We start from the raw sequence: 18,194 nt of genomic DNA, 5'->3' as shown, positions 1-18,194 counted from the left end.
GGGTGTTCGTCGCCTGTTTTGGTCATACAAAAAGTTGGTGCGAATCTCTATGGGCAGTGTTTTAGTCGGTTAGACTAAAACTATGACGACACTGCGAGCAGCCGCGGCGACCCTCCGGAAGGTGCGGCGTCCGGAAGACCTGTTCGGCGTGGCGACAACGGATTCCGCCGCTCGCCGCATCGCGCATCGGACGTATCTGCGGCTGGCCGCCGCGCTGCATCCGGACCGGGTGGCCGCGGCCGACGCCGAGCGGGCCACCGCGGCATTCGTCCGCCTCGGCGAGTTGTATCGGAGCTGGCTGGCGGCCGAGCAGACCTTCGAGATGTGTGGCATGCGGGGGCGGTATCGCCTCGGCGCATTGCACGCCGCCGGTTCCGTCGCGGACCTGTACCGCACCGACTCGGCGGCCGCCGTGGTGAAGATCGCACGGCGGCAGGCCGCGAATTCGCTGCTGGCGAACGAGCGAAACGCGCTGACGGATATCGCCGCGCTCACCGGCGAGCACGAATGGCTGACGCCGTACTACCCGCGCCTGATCGACACCGTCGACCACACCGATACCGAATCCGGCGAGGTGCGCGCGATCAACGTGCTCGACGCGCTGACCGACGGGTTCGTGACGCTGGCTCGAGTTCGCGCCGCGTATCCGCGCGGACTCGACCCACGCGACTACGCCTGGATGCACCGCCGGCTGCTGCGCTGCCTCGCCGGTGCCGCGACCGCGCACTGGGTGCACACCGCGGTATCCGCGGAGAACGTGCTCATCCATCCCCGTCTGCACGGGGTGGTGCTGGTCGGCTGGTCGTTCGCGACCCGGCCCGGGCGGGTGCCGACGGCCACGCCGGCCTCGATCGACTATCCGCCCGAAACGGGCAGCGGGGTCTGCCCCCGCACCGATGTGTATTTGGCCCACCGGCTGCTGCTCACCATGCTCGGCGACCGCGCGCCCGCACCGATGCGCGCCTTCGCCGAGGGCTGCCTGCAATCCGCGCCCCGGCTGCGGCCCGACGCTCGCACCCTGCTCGACGAATTCGACGACCTGCTCGACCGGCTGTACGGCGCCCGCCGATTCCGGCCGTTCGAACTACCGAAAGGACAGTGATCACCATGGGATACGGACAGTGGGACGACAGTGCCTACGACGCCGCGCGTACCTTCCGCGCCGCCCGCGGACTCGACGACTTCGGCTATACCGCCGACATGCGGGCCAAGCCCTATCCGGAATGGGTCGCGCATCCGCTGCTCGACCCCTTCGGCGTCGGGGTGCGCGAATCCCGCGATTCCGACGAGCACGGGGCCTCGCTGCCGATCGCGGTGCTGTTCGACGTCACCGGGTCGATGGGGCGGGTCCCGCGCATCATGCAGGAGAAGCTGGCCACCCTGCACGGGCTGTTGCAGCGCAAGGGATATGCGGAGGATCCGCAGATTCTGTTCGGCGGAATCGGCGATGCGGACTGTGATCGGGTGCCGCTGCAGATCGGGCAGTTCGAGTCCGACAATCGGATGGACGAACAGCTGCGCCTGATTCTGCTCGAGGGGGGCGGTGGCGGACAGAAATCCGAAAGTTACGAACTCGCAGCGTATTTCATGGCCCGGCACACGGCGACGGACGCGTGGGACAGGCGCGGACGCAAGGGCTATCTGTTCATCGTGGGTGACGAGCTGAACAAGTCGCGACTCGCGGCGGCGCATGTACGCCGGGTGATCGGCGACGATGTGCCACAGGACATTTCGGTTCCCTCGATCTACCGCGAGCTGGCCGATCGGTGGCATGTGTACTACATCCTGCCGAATCAGTCCCATTACTACACCGACCCGGAGATTCTCGAGCACTGGCGGGGAGTGCTCGGAGAGCGGGTGCTGCGGTTGGACGATCCGGCGGCGGTGTGCGAACTCATCGCGCTGACCATCGGGATCGGCGAGGACCGCGTCGATCTGGGTGCCGGCCTGGCCGATCTGCGGGATATCGGATCCGACGCCGCCGAGGTCGTCGGTAAGGCGCTGGCCCCGATCGGTACTCCCGTCCGCTCCAGCGGTGCGGGCGCACTGCCGGCGGCGACCCCGGGCGACGACGACGTCCGGTTCTGATCGCGAGCCCGATCCGACAAGCGAAGGGAACACATCATGTTCGGCGACCGGCATGTGATCGTGGTCGATCTGGGATTCGGCGACGCCGGGAAGGGCGCCACCGTGGATTGGCTGTGCTCGCCACAGGCCGGCTTGGAGGTGGCGGCCGTCGTGCGCTTCAACGGCGGCGCGCAGGCCGCGCACACCGTGATCGCCGACGGCCGGCGCCACACCTTCCGGCAGTTCGGATCGGGCACGCTGTCGGGCGTGCCGACGGTGCTGTCGCGGCATGTGCTGGTGGATCCGATCGCCCTGGCGGCCGAGGCCGAAGCGTTGGCCGCGTTGGAGGTCGCGGATCCGCTGGGATCGATCGTCGTCGACGAGCGCGCACTGCTGACCACTCCGATCCACGGAGCCGCCAACCGCTGCCGCGAGGATGCGCGCGGTGCCGCACGGCACGGTTCCTGCGGTATGGGCATCGGGGAGACCGTGCGCTACGCACTCGAGCACGATGCGCCTCGGGTCCGGGACTGCCGGAGCCCGGATGTCCTGCGCCGCAAGCTGATCGCTCTGGAGCGGCACTACGCGCCGCTGCTGGCGCGCGGGCGGCACGGCTGGGAGCCGATCGACGCCCTCGTCGAGGTGTATACGGAATTCGCGCGGACGGTCGCACTGGTGCCGGGCGAGCAGCTCGCGGTCTTCGCCGCCGCGGGCCGGCTGGTCTTCGAGGGTGCCCAGGGCGTGCTGCTCGACGAATGGCGGGGCCTGCACCCCTACACCACCTGGTCGACGGTGGAGCCCCGCCGTGCCCGCGCCATGCTGGCACGCATCGGCGCACCGGGCACGGTGGTGGGAGTGACACGTGCGTACCAGACTCGCCACGGCGCGGGCCCCTTCCCGACCGAGGACACGGCATTGGCGGTCCCGGAGCCGCACAATGCCACCGGTCCGTATCAGGGCGTCTTTCGCGTCGGCCATCTGGATCCGGTCCTGCTGCGCTATGCCGTGGAGGCGTGCGGGGGAGTCGACGCCCTCGCCGTCAACCACCTGGATCTCGTGGCCGGTCGTGACGACTTCCGCGCTGCCGCAGGATATTTCGCCCCGGACGGATATCGGGACCGGATCGATTGTGGCGCCTGGCGGGATCTGGGTCATCAGCGGTGGCTGACAGGTCTCCTCGCGCAGAGCACCCCGGATCTCGTTCCGCTGCCGGCGGACGTTCCGGAATTCCTGGAACGCCGGCTCGGCGCGCCGGTGGTGCTGACCGGGCACGGCCCCGATCGCGCCGATCGCGTGGCCCGGGTCGCGGCTGCGGCATGATGGTTGGCCGTGGAGCAGCAATCCGCCGTATCGCTCGATGTCCTCGCCCTGCGATTCGGCGCCGACGACCCGGCCGTCACCTTCGGGGTGGCGCCGAGGCAGTGGGAGCCGTTCGCCGGCGAGCTCGCCCTGCCCGGTGTGCTGCTCGGCCGCGGTGAGCGACTCGTGACGGCGGCCCGCCGCGCGGTACACAGCAAACTGGGCGTGCCCGAGGATGCGATTCTCGCCGTCGGTCAGCTGGTCACGTTCGACGAACCGCACCGCGATCCGCGCGGGCCGACGCTCTCGATCGCGATGTGGGCGGTACTCGGGGGCCCCGCAACACCCACCGGTGCTCGATGGGTTTCGTTCGATGCGGTCCCGCCGCTGGCCTTCGACCACAACATGATCGTCGAGGTCGCCCGGGAACGGCTCGCCGAGATGCTCTGGAAGGACCTCACTTTCACCCGTCCCCTGATCGGCGAACACTTCCCGGCCACGCGCGCGGTTGCCCTTGCGACGGCGCTGGCCGGCACTCGTCCCGACCCCGGCAACCTCAACCGCACCCTGGCCGCGATCCCCGGCCTCACCCGCACCGGGGAACGAATGCGAACCAAGGCCACCGGCCGGCCCGCGGCCGTCTGGTCCTTCAACGACTCGGCCACCAGCGAGCACTGATCCGACCGAACCCGCCCACCTCGCGATCGAGACCACGGCGGCCCTGAGGCGAGACTCTGTCACCGCCCGAGCTGCGGCGCGGGCCACCTTCGTCGCGCTCATACCGATCCTCCGGCGACGGATGCCGCGCGATCGTCGGCCGCCGCTTCGGTTACCGTGGCTGCGATTCGGCGGCAGGCGCAGTCCGCGTGCGGGGTCCAGCGGCGCCGGGCGACGCGCCGAGTGTGTGGATCGAATTCCAGTGTGGTGTCCAGGGTTCGGGGCGGGTCGTCGGCGGCATCCTCGATGATCGATTCGATCTCGCGCAGCGTCAGGGCGGCGGTGGCGGCAATGGTCGCGGGGGAGGCGTAGCCGGTCCGGCCGAGCAGTTGCGCCGCCAGATGCGGCCATTCGGCGTCGAATTCGGTGCGGGTCAGGTCGGCGCAGCGCAGACAGCTGGTACCGCCGGGCAGCACCAGCGGCCCGATCACACCGTGCCCGTCGCGGATGCGAACCTGCAGGTGCGGGATCCGGCGCACCAGCAGCATGCTGACCAGTTCCGGCACCGGCACCAGCGCATCTGTGAGTATCACCAGATCGGTGGACGGTAGGAAATCCGAAGTACCGCCGCGGTACTCGCTCGAACGCGTCGGAGTGATGCCCAGTCGCCGAATACCGTCGTGTAGCGAATCCGCCAGGGGCCCGCGGCCGTGTACGTGCACGGTCCGCACGCGAGTGCGGCGCGCCCGCGGCCACACCAGCAGTCCGGCCGCGTCGATATCGCGTAACAGCTCCAGGGCCACGCCACCGAGACCGAGTTGCCCGGCCTCCCACAGAAGCTGAGGATGGCTGTGCAGACCGTCGAGCAGCCGGACGAAGGCGACGACCGCATCGGTCTCGACGGCGGGCGGGTGCAGGAGTACCGCGCGTTCGGGATCCCATCCCAATTGCACCGCGCCCGAGGGCCGGCGCAGAACCGCCACCCGCGGATGCAACATCGGTCCACGTGCGTGTGACAACGTCATGGGCCTCAGTATTGTCGCCGGCCCTGCTCGCAGCGGGTGGAAAACCCCTGGTTATCCACAGGTTCGACGTTGTCCACAGGGTGCTTCGACTCGAGTCGCGGCCCCGCTCCGAACGCACCGTTTCACAAAACTCGCCGACGACTCGCCGTGAATTTTCCAGACCGGCGCCGAGAGTGCTAACGCCCGGCCACCGGCGGCCGACAATCGGGTCGATTCGGGTCGGTTAAAGGAGCAACATGGTCAGCGCATCCCTCGACGTGCCACCGGTGGCATCGCTGCACGGCGAACATCGGTTTCGGACCCGCGGCGATCGTCCGATCGCGGCGGACGCGATTCGCGAGTACGCCCGGGCGATAGGCGCCACCGACCCCATCCACTGCGACGAACGTGCCGCCGCCGCTCGGGGATTCGATGCCCTGGTGGCCCCGCCGACCTTCGCCACCACGGTATGGATGCGCGCCGAGGAAAGCACGCTCGAGGCGCTCGTGCCGGGCTTCCACAACGGGCGCGTCGTGCACGCCGACCGCACGCTGGAAATCGTGCGCCCACTGCTGGCCGGCGACCGCATCAGCTGTGAAATCGGATTCGAATCCTTCCGCCACTACCGCGACTACGACGTGGTCTCCGTGACCACCCTGCTGCGCGACGACGACGGCCAGGTCGTGACCAGCGGCTCCTCTACGCTGCTGGTGCACACCCAGCCCGGAACCTGTGCGCGAACGGGGACGTCCGGCCGGCCGCACGATCTCGAACCGGTTTCGGCGCAACGGCGCCTGCGCACGCCGCAGCGCGACCGGATCCAACCGTCGCTGCCGCGCCCTCTCGTGGATCTCGGCCCGCTGGCGGTGGGCGCGGATCTGCCCGCCGACACCGTCACGGTCGCGGCCGACGATGTGGTGCGGCACGCCGGTGTCGTCGATCCGCACCGTTGCGGCACCACGACGGGAACGGTGCCCGGCATGCTGACGTTCGGCCTGGTCGCGGGATATCTCGGTCGCTGGCTCGGCGATCCGACCGCGCTGACGAAACTGCGGGTGCAGTACGCGCCCAAGATGCACTATCTGCCCGTCGACTCCGATGCTCCGGCGTCGATCCTGTTCGGCGGACAGGTCGGCTGGCTCAGTTCGCGCCGCCGGATGGTGACCGTCGTGGTCGACGCATTGTCCAAGGGGCGCAAGCTGTTCGGCTACGCGACCGCCGAAGCTCGACTGGGCTGAGGCCGGGCCGACCGGCCTCGGTGACGCCGCCGGTCAGCGATCCTCGTTCTCGCCGCGCTCGTCACCGGCGTCCGGCGGATTCGTGCCCGAACCGGAATCGTCCTGGGCGGCAGTGCCTTCCGGGCTCTTGTCGCCTGCCGCGTTCTCGTTCGGCCGCTCCTGTTGCGCCGCAGCGCCTTCGCGGCGTTCGCGGGCCTCGGTCTCGGCCAGCTGCGCCAGCGGATCGTCGAAAACATCGGCGCCGCCGCCGATCACACCGTCGATGAAGCCGCTCGGCTTGTCGAGATCCTCGGAGCTGGGCAGCAGATCCGGATGCGCCCACACCGCGTCGCGCGCCGACATTCCCGCGTCGGTGGTCAGCCGCTGCCACAGCGTGGCCGCCTCCCGCAGCTTGCGCGGACGCAACTCCAAGCCGACCAGCGTGGCGAAGGTCTGCTCGGCCGGACCGCCGGTGGCGCGGCGGCGGCGCAGCGTCTCGGCCAGCGCACCCGCACCGGGCAGCCGGTCGCCGACCGCCTCGGCCACCACGACCTGAACCCAGCCCTCGATCAGTGCCAGCAGCGTTTCCAGCCGCTCCAGCGCGGCCTTCTGCTCCGGGGTGGTCTGCGGTTCGAAGGTGCCCTGCGACAGCAGTTCCTCGAGTTTCGACGGATCGGTCAGCGACATCGGATCGATGTTCTGCGCGGCCTCCTCGATCGCGGAGAAGTCCATGCGGATGCCCCGCGCGTAATCCTCGACCGCGCCCAGCACCTGCTGCCGCAGCCACGGCACATGGGCGAACAGCCGCTGGTGAGCGGCCTCGCGGGCGGCCAGATAGACCAGGATCTCGCTTTCGGGACGTTCCAGGCCCTTGCTGAATTCGCTGATCGCGCTGGGCAACAGCGCCGCGGTTCCGGCCGGACCCAGCGGCAGCCCGATATCGGTGGAGGTCAGCACCTCCTGGGCGAGCTGTCCCAGCGCCTGCCCCAGCTGCGAGCCGAAGGCCAGACCACCCATCTGCCCGAGCATGCCGAGCATCGGCCCGGCGAACTGCTTGGCCTCCTCCGGCAGTGTCGAACTCCACATACCCGAGACCTGCTCGGCGACCGGATCGCACAGCCGCTTCCAGGTCGGCAGTGTCTGCTCGATCCAATCGTTGGGCGACCACGCGACCGTCCTGGTGGCCCCGGCGGGCAGGGTGGTCGCCGCGTCCAACCACAGTTCGGCCAGATGCGCGGCATCGCTGACGGCGCGCTGCGCACCGTCGGTGATCGGCGCGACCGTCGATCCGAGTTGCTGGCGAGCCAGCCGCTTGGCGACGTCGTAGTTGACCGGACTCGCCTGGCCGCCCGGCTGGCTCATGGTGGAGAACATCTGCCCGAGCGAGGTCAGCATCTGCCCGAAGGCCGCGGGATCGAATCCGGCCGCGCCCGAAGACCCCATGCCGAAGGCGAAGGGGTTGTTCGCTCCGGAACCGGCCTGATCGTCACGCTTGTCGCGGTCGGGATCGTCGTCGCGGTTCGAGAATCCGAAGGGCACGTCGCTCATGCCCCCAAGGCTACGCGGATGGTGATCGTGGAGCCGCTACTGTGGGCCGGGTGAATCGTCGGATCATCACCTTGATAGCGGCTCTGGTGCCCGTGCTCGTCCTCGGTGTGGTGGGCAGTGCGGTGACGGTGCCGTTCGTCGCTCTCGGCCCTGGTCCCACCTTCAATACCCTCGGCGAGGTGGAGGGCAAGCAGGTCGTCGCGGTGCAGGGCGCCGCGGTGGATCCGACCTCGGGACACCTGAACATGACGACGGTCTCCGTTCGCGACGGGCTGAATATATTCGAGGCGATGGGCTTGTGGGTGGACGGCCGCTACGGCTTGGTGCCGCGCGCCGAGGTCTACCCGCCCGGCGTTCCCCGCGACCAGGTGGACAAGTCCAACCAGGCCGATTTCAAGGAGTCCGAGGACAACGCCGAACTGGCGGCGCTGAACTTTCTGAAGTATCCGACCAAGGTTCAGGTGCGCGTGGTGGCCGACGACGGCCCTGCCAAAGCGGTGCTGCAGAAGGGCGACGAACTTGTGAGCGTGAACGGGAAACCGATCGCGACCTCCAAGGACGTGATCGACGCGGTGCAGGGCGCCGCCCCGGGGACGACGATCCCGATGGTGATCCGCCGCGGCGGCGCCGAACAGACGGTCGAGGTGAAACTCGGTGCGCGCCCGGACGATTCGAACAAGGCCTACCTCGGCGTCACTCCGCAGCAGGTGCCGGCCGGTCCGCTGCAGGTCGATTTCAACCTCGCCGATATCGGCGGCCCCTCGGCCGGCCTGATGTTCAGCCTGGCCCTGGTCGACAAGCTCAGCCCCGGTGAACTCAACGGCGGACGCTTCGTCGCCGGCACCGGGACCATCGATCCGCAGGGCAAGGTCGGCCCGATCGGCGGTATCCAGTACAAGATGATCGCGGCCCGCGACGCTGGCGCGGAGACCTTCCTGGTCCCCGCCGACAATTGCAACGAGGCCCGCCAGCGCACCCCGGAGGGCCTGAAGCTCGTGAAGGTCGACACGTTGACCGCCGCGGTGCAGTCGCTGGACGACATCAACGCCGGACGCCCGGCCCCCAGCTGCGGTTAATCCGGCTCGTTCTCGAGCGTGTGGCGCAGCGCGTCGACCAGGTTGGGGGCCAGGTTCGGCGCGGTGCGCAGATCCAGCTCGGGGAAGGCCTCGTCCTCCTCGGGGCGTAACTGCAACAGGCACAACGAGACTCCGCCGCGGAGCACGCCCGCGTAGAGCCGGGCGTCGCGGCGTTCGGGATGCGTCTGCGCGGCGTCGCGGCCGGCGGCGTCGGCGGCGTCGCGGTCGGCCAGCAGCGGTGCGATGGCCTCGTCGAGCGTGCGTTCGGCGGTCGGCGGCAGCACCACGATCTGCTGCACCAGCACCACCCCCTCGACGGCGGGCGGCCAGCTGGTGGTGGCGAGGAATTCGTCGAGCGCCATCGAATCGCCGCTCAGATCGTCCGGAAGCGGTTCCTGGGCGATGGGAGTCAACGCGGCCCCGTCGTCGAGCTGATCCTCGAGCGTCGGCTCGGCGGCCACCAGGTCGGCGGTCGGCACCAGCGCGAACAACTGCGGCGGCTGATCCCAGCCCTCGGTGTCGGCGAACTCGGCCACGTCCCGGATGCAGCGGTACAGGGCGGAGGAGGGATTGTCCACAGTCACGGCCGACACTGTACGTCCAGCGCGAGCGCCCGCGTCCCCGCCACGGCATACCGGAGCCATCCCGATCCAAGCCGACCCGTTTTACGTAGAGTGGGGCGCGAGAGACGGTCCGCAGGGACCATACGCATCATCGGACTGCGGTGTATCGGCGACAATCGCTTCGGTACGCCGCCGGACCTGGGAGAGTGGCATCGTGGGCATGCGCCCCCCGACAGGCTTACCTTCGCTGTCTCGCCGCAGCCGGATATTGCTGATCACCGCGCTCGTGATTGCGGCGTTACTGCTGGTCGGCCCCCGGTTGACCGACGCGTACACCAACTGGTTGTGGTTCGGCGAGGTCGGCTTCCGCCAGGTGTTCACCACGGTGCTCGTCACCCGGCTCCTGTTGTTCCTCATCGTCGCGATCGTGGTCGGGGCCCTGGTCTGGCTGGCGTTGCTGGCCGCCTATCGAACGCGCCCGGTCTTCGTCCCGGTGTCCGGTCCCAGCGATCCGATCGCCCGCTACCGCACCACCGTGATGGGCCGGTTGCGGCTGTTCGGGATCGGCATCCCGGTCCTGGTCGGCCTACTATCGGGGTTGGTCGCACAGTCGAGCTGGGTCACGGTGCAGCTGTTCCTGCACGGCGGCTCGTTCGGGATCAAGGATCCGCAGTTCAACATCGACGTCGGTTTCTACGCCTTCGATCTGCCGTTCTACAAGCTGCTGCTGAACTGGCTGTTCGTGGCGGTGGTGATCGCGTTCTTCGCCAACCTCGTCACCCACTACATCTTCGGCGGGCTGCGGCTGTCCGGGCGGGAGGGCACGCTGACCCGCCCGGCGCGCATCCAGCTGGCGCTGATCGCGGGCACGTTCGTGGTGCTGAAGGCGGTCGCCTACTGGTTCGACCGGTATTCGCTGCTGTCGAGCACCCGCAAGGAACCCACCTTCACCGGCGGTTCCTACACCGATATCAACGCCGTCCTGCCGGCCAAGCTGATCCTGATGTCGATCGCGATCATCTGCGCCGTCGCGTTCTTCGCCGGCGTGGTGCTGCGCGATTTGCGCGTGCCCGCGATGGCGGCCGCCCTGCTGTTGCTGTCGTCGATCCTGGTCGGCGCGGTGTGGCCGCTGGTGGTCGAGCAGTTCGAGGTACGCCCGAACGCCGCGACCAAGGAAGCGACGTACATCGAACGCAACATCACGGCGACGCGGCAGGCCTACGGGCTCACCGACGACAAGGTCTCCTACGTCGACTACAAGGGTTCGCAGACGAAGGACCCGGGTTCGATTCCGGCCGATCAGCAGACCATCGGCAACATCCGGCTGCTGGATCCGAATCTGCTGACCCAGACCTTCATCCAGCGCCAGCAGCTGCAGAACTTCTACGGCTTCCCGGACCCGCTGGACATCGACCGCTACACCATCAACGGCGAGAAGCAGGACTACATCGTCGCGGCTCGCGAACTGGTGCCGCAGAACCTGTCGGGTAACCAGACCGACTGGATCAACAAGCACACCGTCTACACCCACGGTGACGGCTTCGTCGCCTCTCCGGCCAACCGGGTGAACGTGGCCCCGCCCAAGGAGACGCAGCAGGCCGCCACCGGCGCCGGCACCAGCAGCTCCAGCGGCGGGTACGGATATCCGGTCTTCAACGTCGGCGACAAGTCGACGGTCAGCGATCTGTTCACACCGAAGGACAGGCAGGCCATCCCGGTCGATCAGCCGCGCATCTACTACGGCGAGATGATCTCGAAATCGGATGCCGACTACGCCATCGTGGGCGGGAACAACCAGCCGCCGCGCGAATACGACACCGGCACCGAGCAGTACACCTACACCGGCCAGGGCGGTGTCCCGATCGGCAACTGGTTCAACCGGCTCGCCTTCGCCGCCAAGTACGCCGAACGCAACATCCTGTTCTCCGGCGCCATCGGCTCGGATTCGAAGATCATCTACAACCGTGATCCGCGCAGCCGCGTACAGCAGGTGGCGCCGTGGCTGACCACCGACGGCGATATGTACCCAGCCGTGGTGAACGGACGCATCCTCTGGATCGTCGACGCCTACACCACGCTCGACAACTTCCCGTACGCGCAGCGGACCTCGCTGGAGGGAGTCACCGAGGACAGCATCGATCAGAACACCGGTCGCACGCTGCCGCGCAAGGAAGTCAGCTACATCCGCAACTCCGTCAAGGCCACGGTCGACGCCTACGACGGCACGGTCAACCTCTACGACGTGGATCCCACCGATCCGGTGCTCAACGCGTGGCGCGGGGTGTTCCCGAACTCGGTGAAGCCGCAGAGCGAGATCTCGCCGGAGCTGCGTGCCCACTTCCGGTATCCGGAGGATCTGTTCAAGGTGCAACGCGAGATGCTGGCGCGCTACCACGTCAACGATCCGCGCGAGTTCTTCACCAACAACGCGTTCTGGTCGGTGCCCAACGATCCGACCTCCGACACCCCGACCAACGCCCATCAGCCGCCGTACTACGTGCTCATCGGTGATCCGAAAACCGGTCGGCCGCAGTTCAATCTGACCAGTGCGATGGTCGGCTTCAAACGCCAGTTCCTCGCGGCGTACATCCAGGTCGCCTCCGATCCGGAGAACTACGGCAAGTTCACGGTGCTCAAGTTGCCGACGGATTCGCAGACGCCGGGGCCGCAACAGGTCCAGACGTCGATGACCACCGATGCCCGCGTCTCGAACGATCGGACATTGCTGACCGGTGGTAACACCAACAAGATCAAATACGGCAACCTGCTCACCCTGCCGATCGGCGAAGGCGGCATCCTCTACGTCGAACCGTGGTACCTGGAACGCAACAGTGGACCGACCACGGCGTCCTTCCCACAGCTGGTGAAGGTGCTCGCCTCCTATGGGGACAAGGTCGGCTACCAGTCCACGCTGGGTGATGCGCTCAACGACGTGCAAGACGGGCTGGGCGCCGCGACCACCCAGCAGCCGGGGCAGGCGGCGATCAACCCGCCCGGCCAGCAGGGCAGTACCTCACCACCGCCGTCGAATCAGAACACGCCACCGCCGTCCACGACAGCGCCGCCGCCGACCACCGGGTCGGCCGGGAAGGACGCGGCGGTGAAGGAGCTCAACGACGCCCTGAAGGGGGTCGAGGACGCCCAGAAGTCGGGTGACCTCGGCCAGCTGGGCAAGGCGCTGGAAGGGCTCCAGAAGGCCATCGACGATTACAACAAGGCCGGCGGTTAACGGCCGGCCGGTGATCGACGACAACGGCGCCCCGGGATCACCCGGGGCGCCGTTCGCGTTCTGCGCCCGTGCCTGGCCGGGCGGCCTCGACGACGGGCCTGCCCCACAAACGGCATTCGGCGCCGCCATCGCACGGATGGCGGCGCCGAATGCATGAGAAGCGTGCGCGGTACTACCGCGCTCGGGCTCAGCGGCCGAGAGAGTCGATCAGACCGCTGTTCTGGTCGAGGATCTGCCGGAACTGCTCGCCCACACCGAACTGCTGCGCGGCCTGCTTGCCGGCGTCGGTGGCCTTGTTGATCAGGTCCTGGCGATCGTTAGGCAGCTGGACCGGAGCGGTCGGCTCGGGCTGCGGGGCCGGCCGGGTCTCCTCGGCGGGCGCGTAGCGCAGGTACTGGCCGCACACCGGCCAGGCGCCGGAGCCCTGGGTCTGCAGCACGTTCTCCGCGACGCGGATCTGCTCTTCCTTGCTCGCGTTCTGCGGCGAGCCGCTGCCACCGTTGGCGCTCCAGGTGGACTGCGTGAACTGCAGGCCGCCGTAGTAGCCGTTGCCGGTGTTGATATTCCAGTTGCCGCCGCTCTCGCACTGTGCGACACCGTCCCAGTCGTGGGCGGGCGCAGCCGAAGCAGTGGTGGAAGCTGCGAACGGGACGGCAACAAGGGCGCCGGCGACGGCGGCGAAGCCGAGGGCGCGACTGCTGATCTTCCGGTTCTTGTTCATGGTGGTGTCCCTCCCTGCGCCCGCCGGCTCGGCGATGGTCCGCCGCGTCCCTGCCCCCAGGAGGTCGGGGATCCCCGAACCGCGGGGCAGGGTTGCCGGTGTGCAACGGTTCGGGTCTGGATGCCCATCACGGGTTCGCTCCGGGCCGCGTTCGACCATAACGAAGAGATCTCGACAGATCACGTCTTGATAACAGACGCAATTGCATGAAGCGAATAACCGGATTCCAGCGTTGATGCAGGTTGGCTATGCAGTGGTCGGACATTCCGGTCGTTCGTTATGTCGTCGTTATGTGCGATGAATCACGCGCAAATAGTGGGCTGGGTCACGTTTTTTCGGGCTGCTCTTTGGAAACGCGCGCGTTTCCCAAGACGTTCTCCGTCATTCGGGGTGAAGCGATGCTTCCGCATCGAGTCGCCGGTTCGAATGATTCGGCGTATCCGTGTGGCGATCCCGCGTTGTTCGGCGGGTCGATGGTCCCCCCGTGATCCGTGAGGGCCGGGTCGCCGACCGTATTCCGCGATGTGGAACCCGCTCATGGAGGTCGCGGCGGTCGGCGCCGAAATCGCGTCTGCGCTTCTCGAAAACCGCTCTGACCACAGGATTTGCTACGCCTGTCGACTCGTGTGTAATGTTGTGTTCACCGACGCGGGGTGGAGCAGCTCGGTAGCTCGCTGGGCTCATAACCCAGAGGTCGCAGGTTCAAATCCTGTCCCCGCTACTAGGGGAAACGGCCCCGGAACCATGGTTCCGGGGCCGTTTTTCGTTCGGTTTGGCATCACGTTTGGCATCATTAGCCAAACTAAGTGTCAGCTGTGTTGTGGTGTCCGTGGTGTCCCGCCCAGTAGGTGCGCGGCCGCGATCGTGGCGGCGTCTTCGTCCATGCCGGGCAGGACGTGTTGGTAGGTTTTCATGGTGAATGCCACGTCGGTGTGGCCCACGCGTTGGCTGACGACCTTGGGGTTGATTCCGGCGATGAGGGCTCCGGTGATGTAGGTGTGGCGTAGGTCGTAGAAGCGGATTTCGGGTAGTCCGGCGCGGGCGGCCAGGCGTTTGAATCGTTCCCGGATCGAGTCGGGGTGGGCGGGGCGGCCGTCTTCGTAGGTGAAGACGAAATCGGTGTCGCGGTAGTCGTCGCCGTAGAGCGCGCGTTCGGCGTCTTGGATCGCTTTCCAGGCCCGCAGTGCTTGGACTGTTTCGGTGTCGAGGGCGATCCAGCGGGCGGAGTCCTCGGTTTTGACCTCGGCGTCTTGTGCGTGACCGGCGACGACGACACGTCCCTTGTGTACCGACAGCGCTCCGGCGTCGAGATCGAGAGAGGGCCAGTGGGCGCCGCAGATCTCTGCCCGACGTAGGCCGGTGGTCAGCTCGAGGCGGAACAGGGCGTAGAACCGGTCGAAGCGGACGCTGTTGATGAACCGGGTGGCTTGTTCGGGTGTCCAGACCGGCCGCCGTGATTGGGCGACGCGGGGTGGTTTCGCGTGGTCGGCGGGGTTGTCGACGAGGTATTTCCAGATGTTGACGGCGTCGACGAGTGCCCGGTGGAGGGCGATGTGGATGTTGCGGACGGTTTTGGGTTGCAGCCCAGGTGGTTTCGGTGTCGGTATCCGTCCGGACTTGTAGCGTCGGACGGCCGCGCGGGCGGCGTGGATGGTGACACCGCAGGCGGTGGTGATTTCCCGTGGTGTCGGTCGCTGGCCGTTGCGGGTTGTCTTCGCCCAGTACTCGTACATGCGAATGTTGTTGTCGGGCTTGATGCGTCCGTTGGTCAGCAGGTCGGTGTAGAAGGTCACCAGCATCGGTGCGGTCAGCTTCTGCAGGTCACCATCGCCGAGTCGGGGCACGACATAGGCGGTGATCAGTTCTTTCCAGTTGTCGTAGGTGGTGGCGTCGACGGTCATCTTGATCGCGGGCAGCCACTGGTCGACAAGGTAGGTGCGGACGGTCACTTTCGAGCGTTTGACGTGCTTGTTCTGCTCGACCGCTTTCATGGCGTCGCGGCAAGCGGCCCAGGCTTCCTTCTCGGTGGCGAACCCGCCTTTGGAGTCGTAGTCGGGTTTGCCGTTGGGCTTCTTCTCCGGCAGCCGGAACTGGTAATACCAGGTTTTCCCGCGTTTGCGGACGTGGCCCTGTTTCATGCGGCGGCCTGCTCGGATGATTCGTCTTCCAGGAGTGCCCGCAGCCGCGCGGTCACGACGTAGACGCGGCCGCCCATTCGCTTCACCGGCAACTCGTGGGATTCGGCGAGCCGGTAGGCGGCGGATCGGCTGATGCCGAGCAGAACAGCCGCCCGTGGTATTGGCAATAGCAGCGGCAGCATCTCCCAAGGAGTGCCGGCGGAATCGAGTTTGATCCCTTGCATTGTTTGCCTACTTTCGTTGTGATGCGGTGGGACGTGGACCGTACTAGTACGGTCGGTTATTGACGCTCCATGTGTTCGCTAGGTCAAGCACCTTGTGCGAGAAGGTTTTTCGTCCCTGTCATTCGGCCGGTCAACGGTGTGGTCGGCGAATGCGAACTGGAAATCGAACCGCTGTGTTTGGGTGGATATGGGACGTATTAGGACTCCTGCGCCGGTCCGGAATTTGGACAGTCCTCCGCAAAATTCGTCGCATGGAGCCGATCGTGGCCGTTGTGATGGGTGGGCCGGTGTCGGTATGGAGCTGGAACCGGCAATTTCGCAGCCGCGCCCTGTGGGGCTATCCGGTCGGGACGGGCGGGGGAGATCGTCTGCCAACGAGGGGTCCGGTGACATGCTGGCTCCGCGTGGCACCCGTGCAACATCCCGGGCCCGGCTCGATGTGTCGGCCTTTTCCGGTATACCCGTGCTATGGGTGACGTACCGACCTATCACCTCGGCGCAGTTCCGCCGATATTGCTTACCCGCCAACAGCTTCGGCAGCGGGGCGAACGTCCTAACGATCCCCGGAGGCCGGACGCGTACCTACTCGTCCCTCTGTTCGACGCCAGCGCAGCGACAGCTGTGGACGAGCAGAGCGCCGACGTTCCGGCCGACGATATGGTGCCTGCAGACCATGGTGGGCGGAAGTCACTGGCACAGTGGGCGGCTGAGATTCTGCATGATCCGCAGACGGTGGTCTTGGCTTTGAAATGTGTTGGGGCAGAGGGGCGGATCCTTGAGGTTGCCGCTGTGCGTACGGACGGTGAAGTTGTTCTCGACACTCTCGTGTATCCCGATGGTGTACCGATCGATTCTCGGACGTCGGCCGAGTGCGGTATCACCGAGGACATGGTCGCCGGTGTGGAGGTGGCCGTGTTCGGCGATCTCTGCGACCGTCTTGTCGAACTACTCGCGGAATCGCGCGTGGTGTTCTGGGACAGTAGCGCTCGGTTCGGGGATCGCCTGTCGGCTGAAGCTGCCCGTCTCGGACTGCGGGAGGCATTCGGTACGGATGATGGGAAGTATGAGGACGTACTGCCCCTCTATGCACGATGGCTCGGCGAATCTCGAACCGCCGGCGAGTATCGACTCCACGTTTCCAGCGGTGCGCACAGTGCGTTGGCGGACTGCTGCGCCGTCCTTTCGAAGCTGCAACAGATGACTGAGGCACCGGACGGGTCAGGACCCACTGGCGCGACTGGTGTCAGGCCCTCCAAACGCCGCCTGCCGGAGGTGTGGACCGAGCGTGAGGAACTGGAGCTGGATACGTTTGTGGCTGAAGGGAAGTCGCCCGAGGACATCGGTCGCCTGCTCGGGCACACCACGAACTCGGTTAGGTGGCGGATGTTTCACCGCGGCCTTGGTCCTTCTCCAGCCTCGACACGAAACCAGGCCAAGCCTATGCCGAAATACACGTTCGACGAACTTCGCCGGGTCCACCCCAATTCACACAAGCGGTGGACCGACGAAGAGGATGCCCGACTTGCCCAGCGTGCCAGCGAAGGGGCAAGTCTCGAAGAACTCATTCGTGAATTCGGGCGGAACCGCAACGCCATCACCGCCCGTCTCGAACGCCATACCGATCCTCAGAGCTGAAGCGCGAGCATGACGGCTGTCGCAGGTTCGCGCCTTCGGCGGGGCACTGTGAACATGGGAACGGGGATGACCTGCAATTTCCTGTAGGACGGTTGGTCATCGAAGCTGATTACCAGCTGTGAATCGGGTAGATCCCGCTGGTATGGGATCCATATTTTGTCTTGCGTCAAGTTTTTGGCGTTGTTTGCCGTGGTGGATGTTGCGGGTGCGTTATCGGGTGGTGGGGATGATGAGGATGTCGCAGGGGGTGTGGCGGGCGAGTTTGATGGCGGGGGTGTCGAGGATGTGGCTGGTGGCGCGGTCGGCCCATGTGTGTGGTGTGGGTTGGGTGACGACGATGAGGTCGGCGTGTTGGGTGGTGGCTAGTTGTAGGAGTGAGTGTTGGGCTGGTTCGGGGAGGAGGTGGGTTTCGATGTGGGGTGCGCCGTGGGCGCGGGCGTGGTCTGTGGCGGTGCGCAGGATGGTGTCGGTGGGGGTGGTGCCGCGCAGTTGGTATTCGTCGGGGTGGATGTGGTCGAGGTCGTTGGTGAGGGTGTGGGGGTCGAGTGGGTGGTGTACGCAGGTGATGAGGAGGCGGGCACCGCTCGAGCGGGCCAGGTCGGCGGCGTGGTCGACGGCTCGGTAGTCGCGGTCTGCGGGGTCGGTGTCGACGATGATGGTGCGTATCGGGCGGGCGGTGGGTGTGGTGTGTGGGGGGTTTTCGGGGTGGGGTGGTTTTGGGGGGTGGGGTTGTGGGCGTTGGTGGGTTTGGTTGGGGTTTTGTGGTGGGGGGGGGTGGTTGTGGGGGGGTTGTGGGGGGGGGGGGTGGTGGGGGTC

The 18,194-nt window shown here is 66.9% G+C and carries 15 protein-coding genes and 1 tRNA gene; 9 read left to right on the top strand and 7 right to left on the bottom strand.

Annotated features, from left to right (window positions below; all coding sequences use genetic code 11):
* Positions 1-82: 82 nt before the first annotated feature.
* The 4 genes from A5789_RS22665 to A5789_RS22650 are packed head-to-tail and all read left to right on the top strand — an operon-like array spanning position 83 to position 4,044.
* Positions 83-1,102: a hypothetical protein gene (locus tag A5789_RS22665; RefSeq protein WP_064923625.1), complete on the top strand. Its 1,020-nt coding sequence runs from the start codon at positions 83-85 to the stop codon at positions 1,100-1,102.
* A gap of 5 nt (positions 1,103-1,107) precedes the next feature.
* The gene (locus A5789_RS22660; protein ID WP_064904139.1) at positions 1,108-2,088 is read left to right on the top strand and encodes a hypothetical protein; all 981 of its coding nucleotides are present in this window, start codon (positions 1,108-1,110) and stop codon (positions 2,086-2,088) included.
* Positions 2,089-2,124: 36 nt separating this feature from the next.
* A complete protein-coding gene (locus A5789_RS22655) occupies positions 2,125-3,387 on the top strand; it encodes an adenylosuccinate synthetase (protein ID WP_064904100.1) in 1,263 nt (420 codons plus the stop codon).
* Positions 3,388-3,396: 9 nt separating this feature from the next.
* Positions 3,397-4,044, top strand: a complete 648-nt coding sequence (locus A5789_RS22650; protein WP_064904137.1) for an NUDIX hydrolase — start codon at positions 3,397-3,399, stop codon at positions 4,042-4,044.
* A 98-nt stretch (positions 4,045-4,142) separates the two neighbouring features.
* Here the strand turns inward: A5789_RS22650 and A5789_RS22645 are convergent, their stop codons facing one another.
* Positions 4,143-5,048 carry a TOMM precursor leader peptide-binding protein gene (locus A5789_RS22645; protein WP_064904099.1) on the bottom strand — a complete coding sequence of 302 codons (906 nt, stop codon included), beginning with the start codon at positions 5,046-5,048 and terminating at the stop codon, positions 4,143-4,145.
* A 236-nt stretch (positions 5,049-5,284) separates the two neighbouring features.
* Between A5789_RS22645 and A5789_RS22640 the strand changes: the two genes are divergently transcribed.
* A complete protein-coding gene (locus tag A5789_RS22640; protein ID WP_064904097.1) occupies positions 5,285-6,265 on the top strand; it encodes a MaoC family dehydratase N-terminal domain-containing protein in 981 nt (326 codons plus the stop codon).
* 33 nt (positions 6,266-6,298) lie between these two features.
* On the opposite strand, the gene A5789_RS22635 is transcribed toward A5789_RS22640, so the two are convergent.
* On the bottom strand, positions 6,299-7,792 hold the full coding sequence (locus tag A5789_RS22635) for a zinc-dependent metalloprotease (protein WP_082856691.1): 1,494 nt from the start codon (positions 7,790-7,792) through the stop codon (positions 6,299-6,301).
* Between the two features lie 50 nt (positions 7,793-7,842).
* Here A5789_RS22635 and A5789_RS22630 point away from each other — a divergent pair, with 50 nt between their 5' ends.
* Positions 7,843-8,868 carry a PDZ domain-containing protein gene (locus A5789_RS22630; protein WP_181064132.1) on the top strand — a complete coding sequence of 342 codons (1,026 nt, stop codon included), beginning with the start codon at positions 7,843-7,845 and terminating at the stop codon, positions 8,866-8,868.
* Here the strand turns inward: A5789_RS22630 and A5789_RS22625 are convergent.
* The gene (locus A5789_RS22625) at positions 8,865-9,512 is read right to left on the bottom strand and encodes a PPA1309 family protein (protein ID WP_369828815.1); all 648 of its coding nucleotides are present in this window, start codon (positions 9,510-9,512) and stop codon (positions 8,865-8,867) included. The genes A5789_RS22630 and A5789_RS22625 overlap by 4 nt on opposite strands.
* 133 nt (positions 9,513-9,645) lie before the next feature.
* On the opposite strand from A5789_RS22625, the gene A5789_RS22620 reads away from it, so the two are divergent.
* Positions 9,646-12,660: a UPF0182 family protein gene (locus tag A5789_RS22620; RefSeq protein WP_082856692.1), complete on the top strand. Its 3,015-nt coding sequence runs from the start codon at positions 9,646-9,648 to the stop codon at positions 12,658-12,660.
* Positions 12,661-12,847: 187 nt separating this feature from the next.
* Here A5789_RS22620 and A5789_RS22615 read toward each other — a convergent pair whose 3' ends face one another.
* Entirely contained in the window at positions 12,848-13,381 is a 534-nt protein-coding gene (locus A5789_RS22615; protein WP_064906559.1) for a transglycosylase family protein, read from the bottom strand.
* A 647-nt stretch (positions 13,382-14,028) separates the two neighbouring features.
* Between A5789_RS22615 and A5789_RS22610 the strand changes: the two genes are divergently transcribed.
* Positions 14,029-14,102 (top strand) — tRNA-Met (locus A5789_RS22610).
* Positions 14,103-14,190: 88 nt separating this feature from the next.
* Here the strand turns inward: A5789_RS22610 and A5789_RS22605 are convergent.
* Positions 14,191-15,519: a tyrosine-type recombinase/integrase gene (locus A5789_RS22605; RefSeq protein WP_082940883.1), complete on the bottom strand. Its 1,329-nt coding sequence runs from the start codon at positions 15,517-15,519 to the stop codon at positions 14,191-14,193.
* Positions 15,516-15,743: a helix-turn-helix domain-containing protein gene (locus A5789_RS22600; protein ID WP_064901942.1), complete on the bottom strand. Its 228-nt coding sequence runs from the start codon at positions 15,741-15,743 to the stop codon at positions 15,516-15,518. Before A5789_RS22600 ends, A5789_RS22605 begins: the two co-directional genes overlap by 4 nt.
* 468 nt (positions 15,744-16,211) lie before the next feature.
* On the opposite strand from A5789_RS22600, the gene A5789_RS22595 reads away from it, so the two are divergent.
* Complete coding sequence (locus tag A5789_RS22595) at positions 16,212-17,378, top strand: 3'-5' exonuclease (protein ID WP_155525958.1); 1,167 nt, start codon at positions 16,212-16,214, stop codon at positions 17,376-17,378.
* Between the two features lie 210 nt (positions 17,379-17,588).
* Here the strand turns inward: A5789_RS22595 and A5789_RS35870 are convergent.
* Positions 17,589-18,194 (bottom strand): universal stress protein (locus A5789_RS35870; protein WP_231956658.1); only part of this gene is annotated, 606 nt, incomplete at its 5' end.

Source organism: Nocardia sp. 852002-51101_SCH5132738 (assembly GCF_001665695.1).
Taxonomy (GTDB): domain Bacteria; phylum Actinomycetota; class Actinomycetes; order Mycobacteriales; family Mycobacteriaceae; genus Nocardia; species Nocardia nova.
This window is presented reverse-complemented; position numbering and strand designations above follow the sequence as displayed.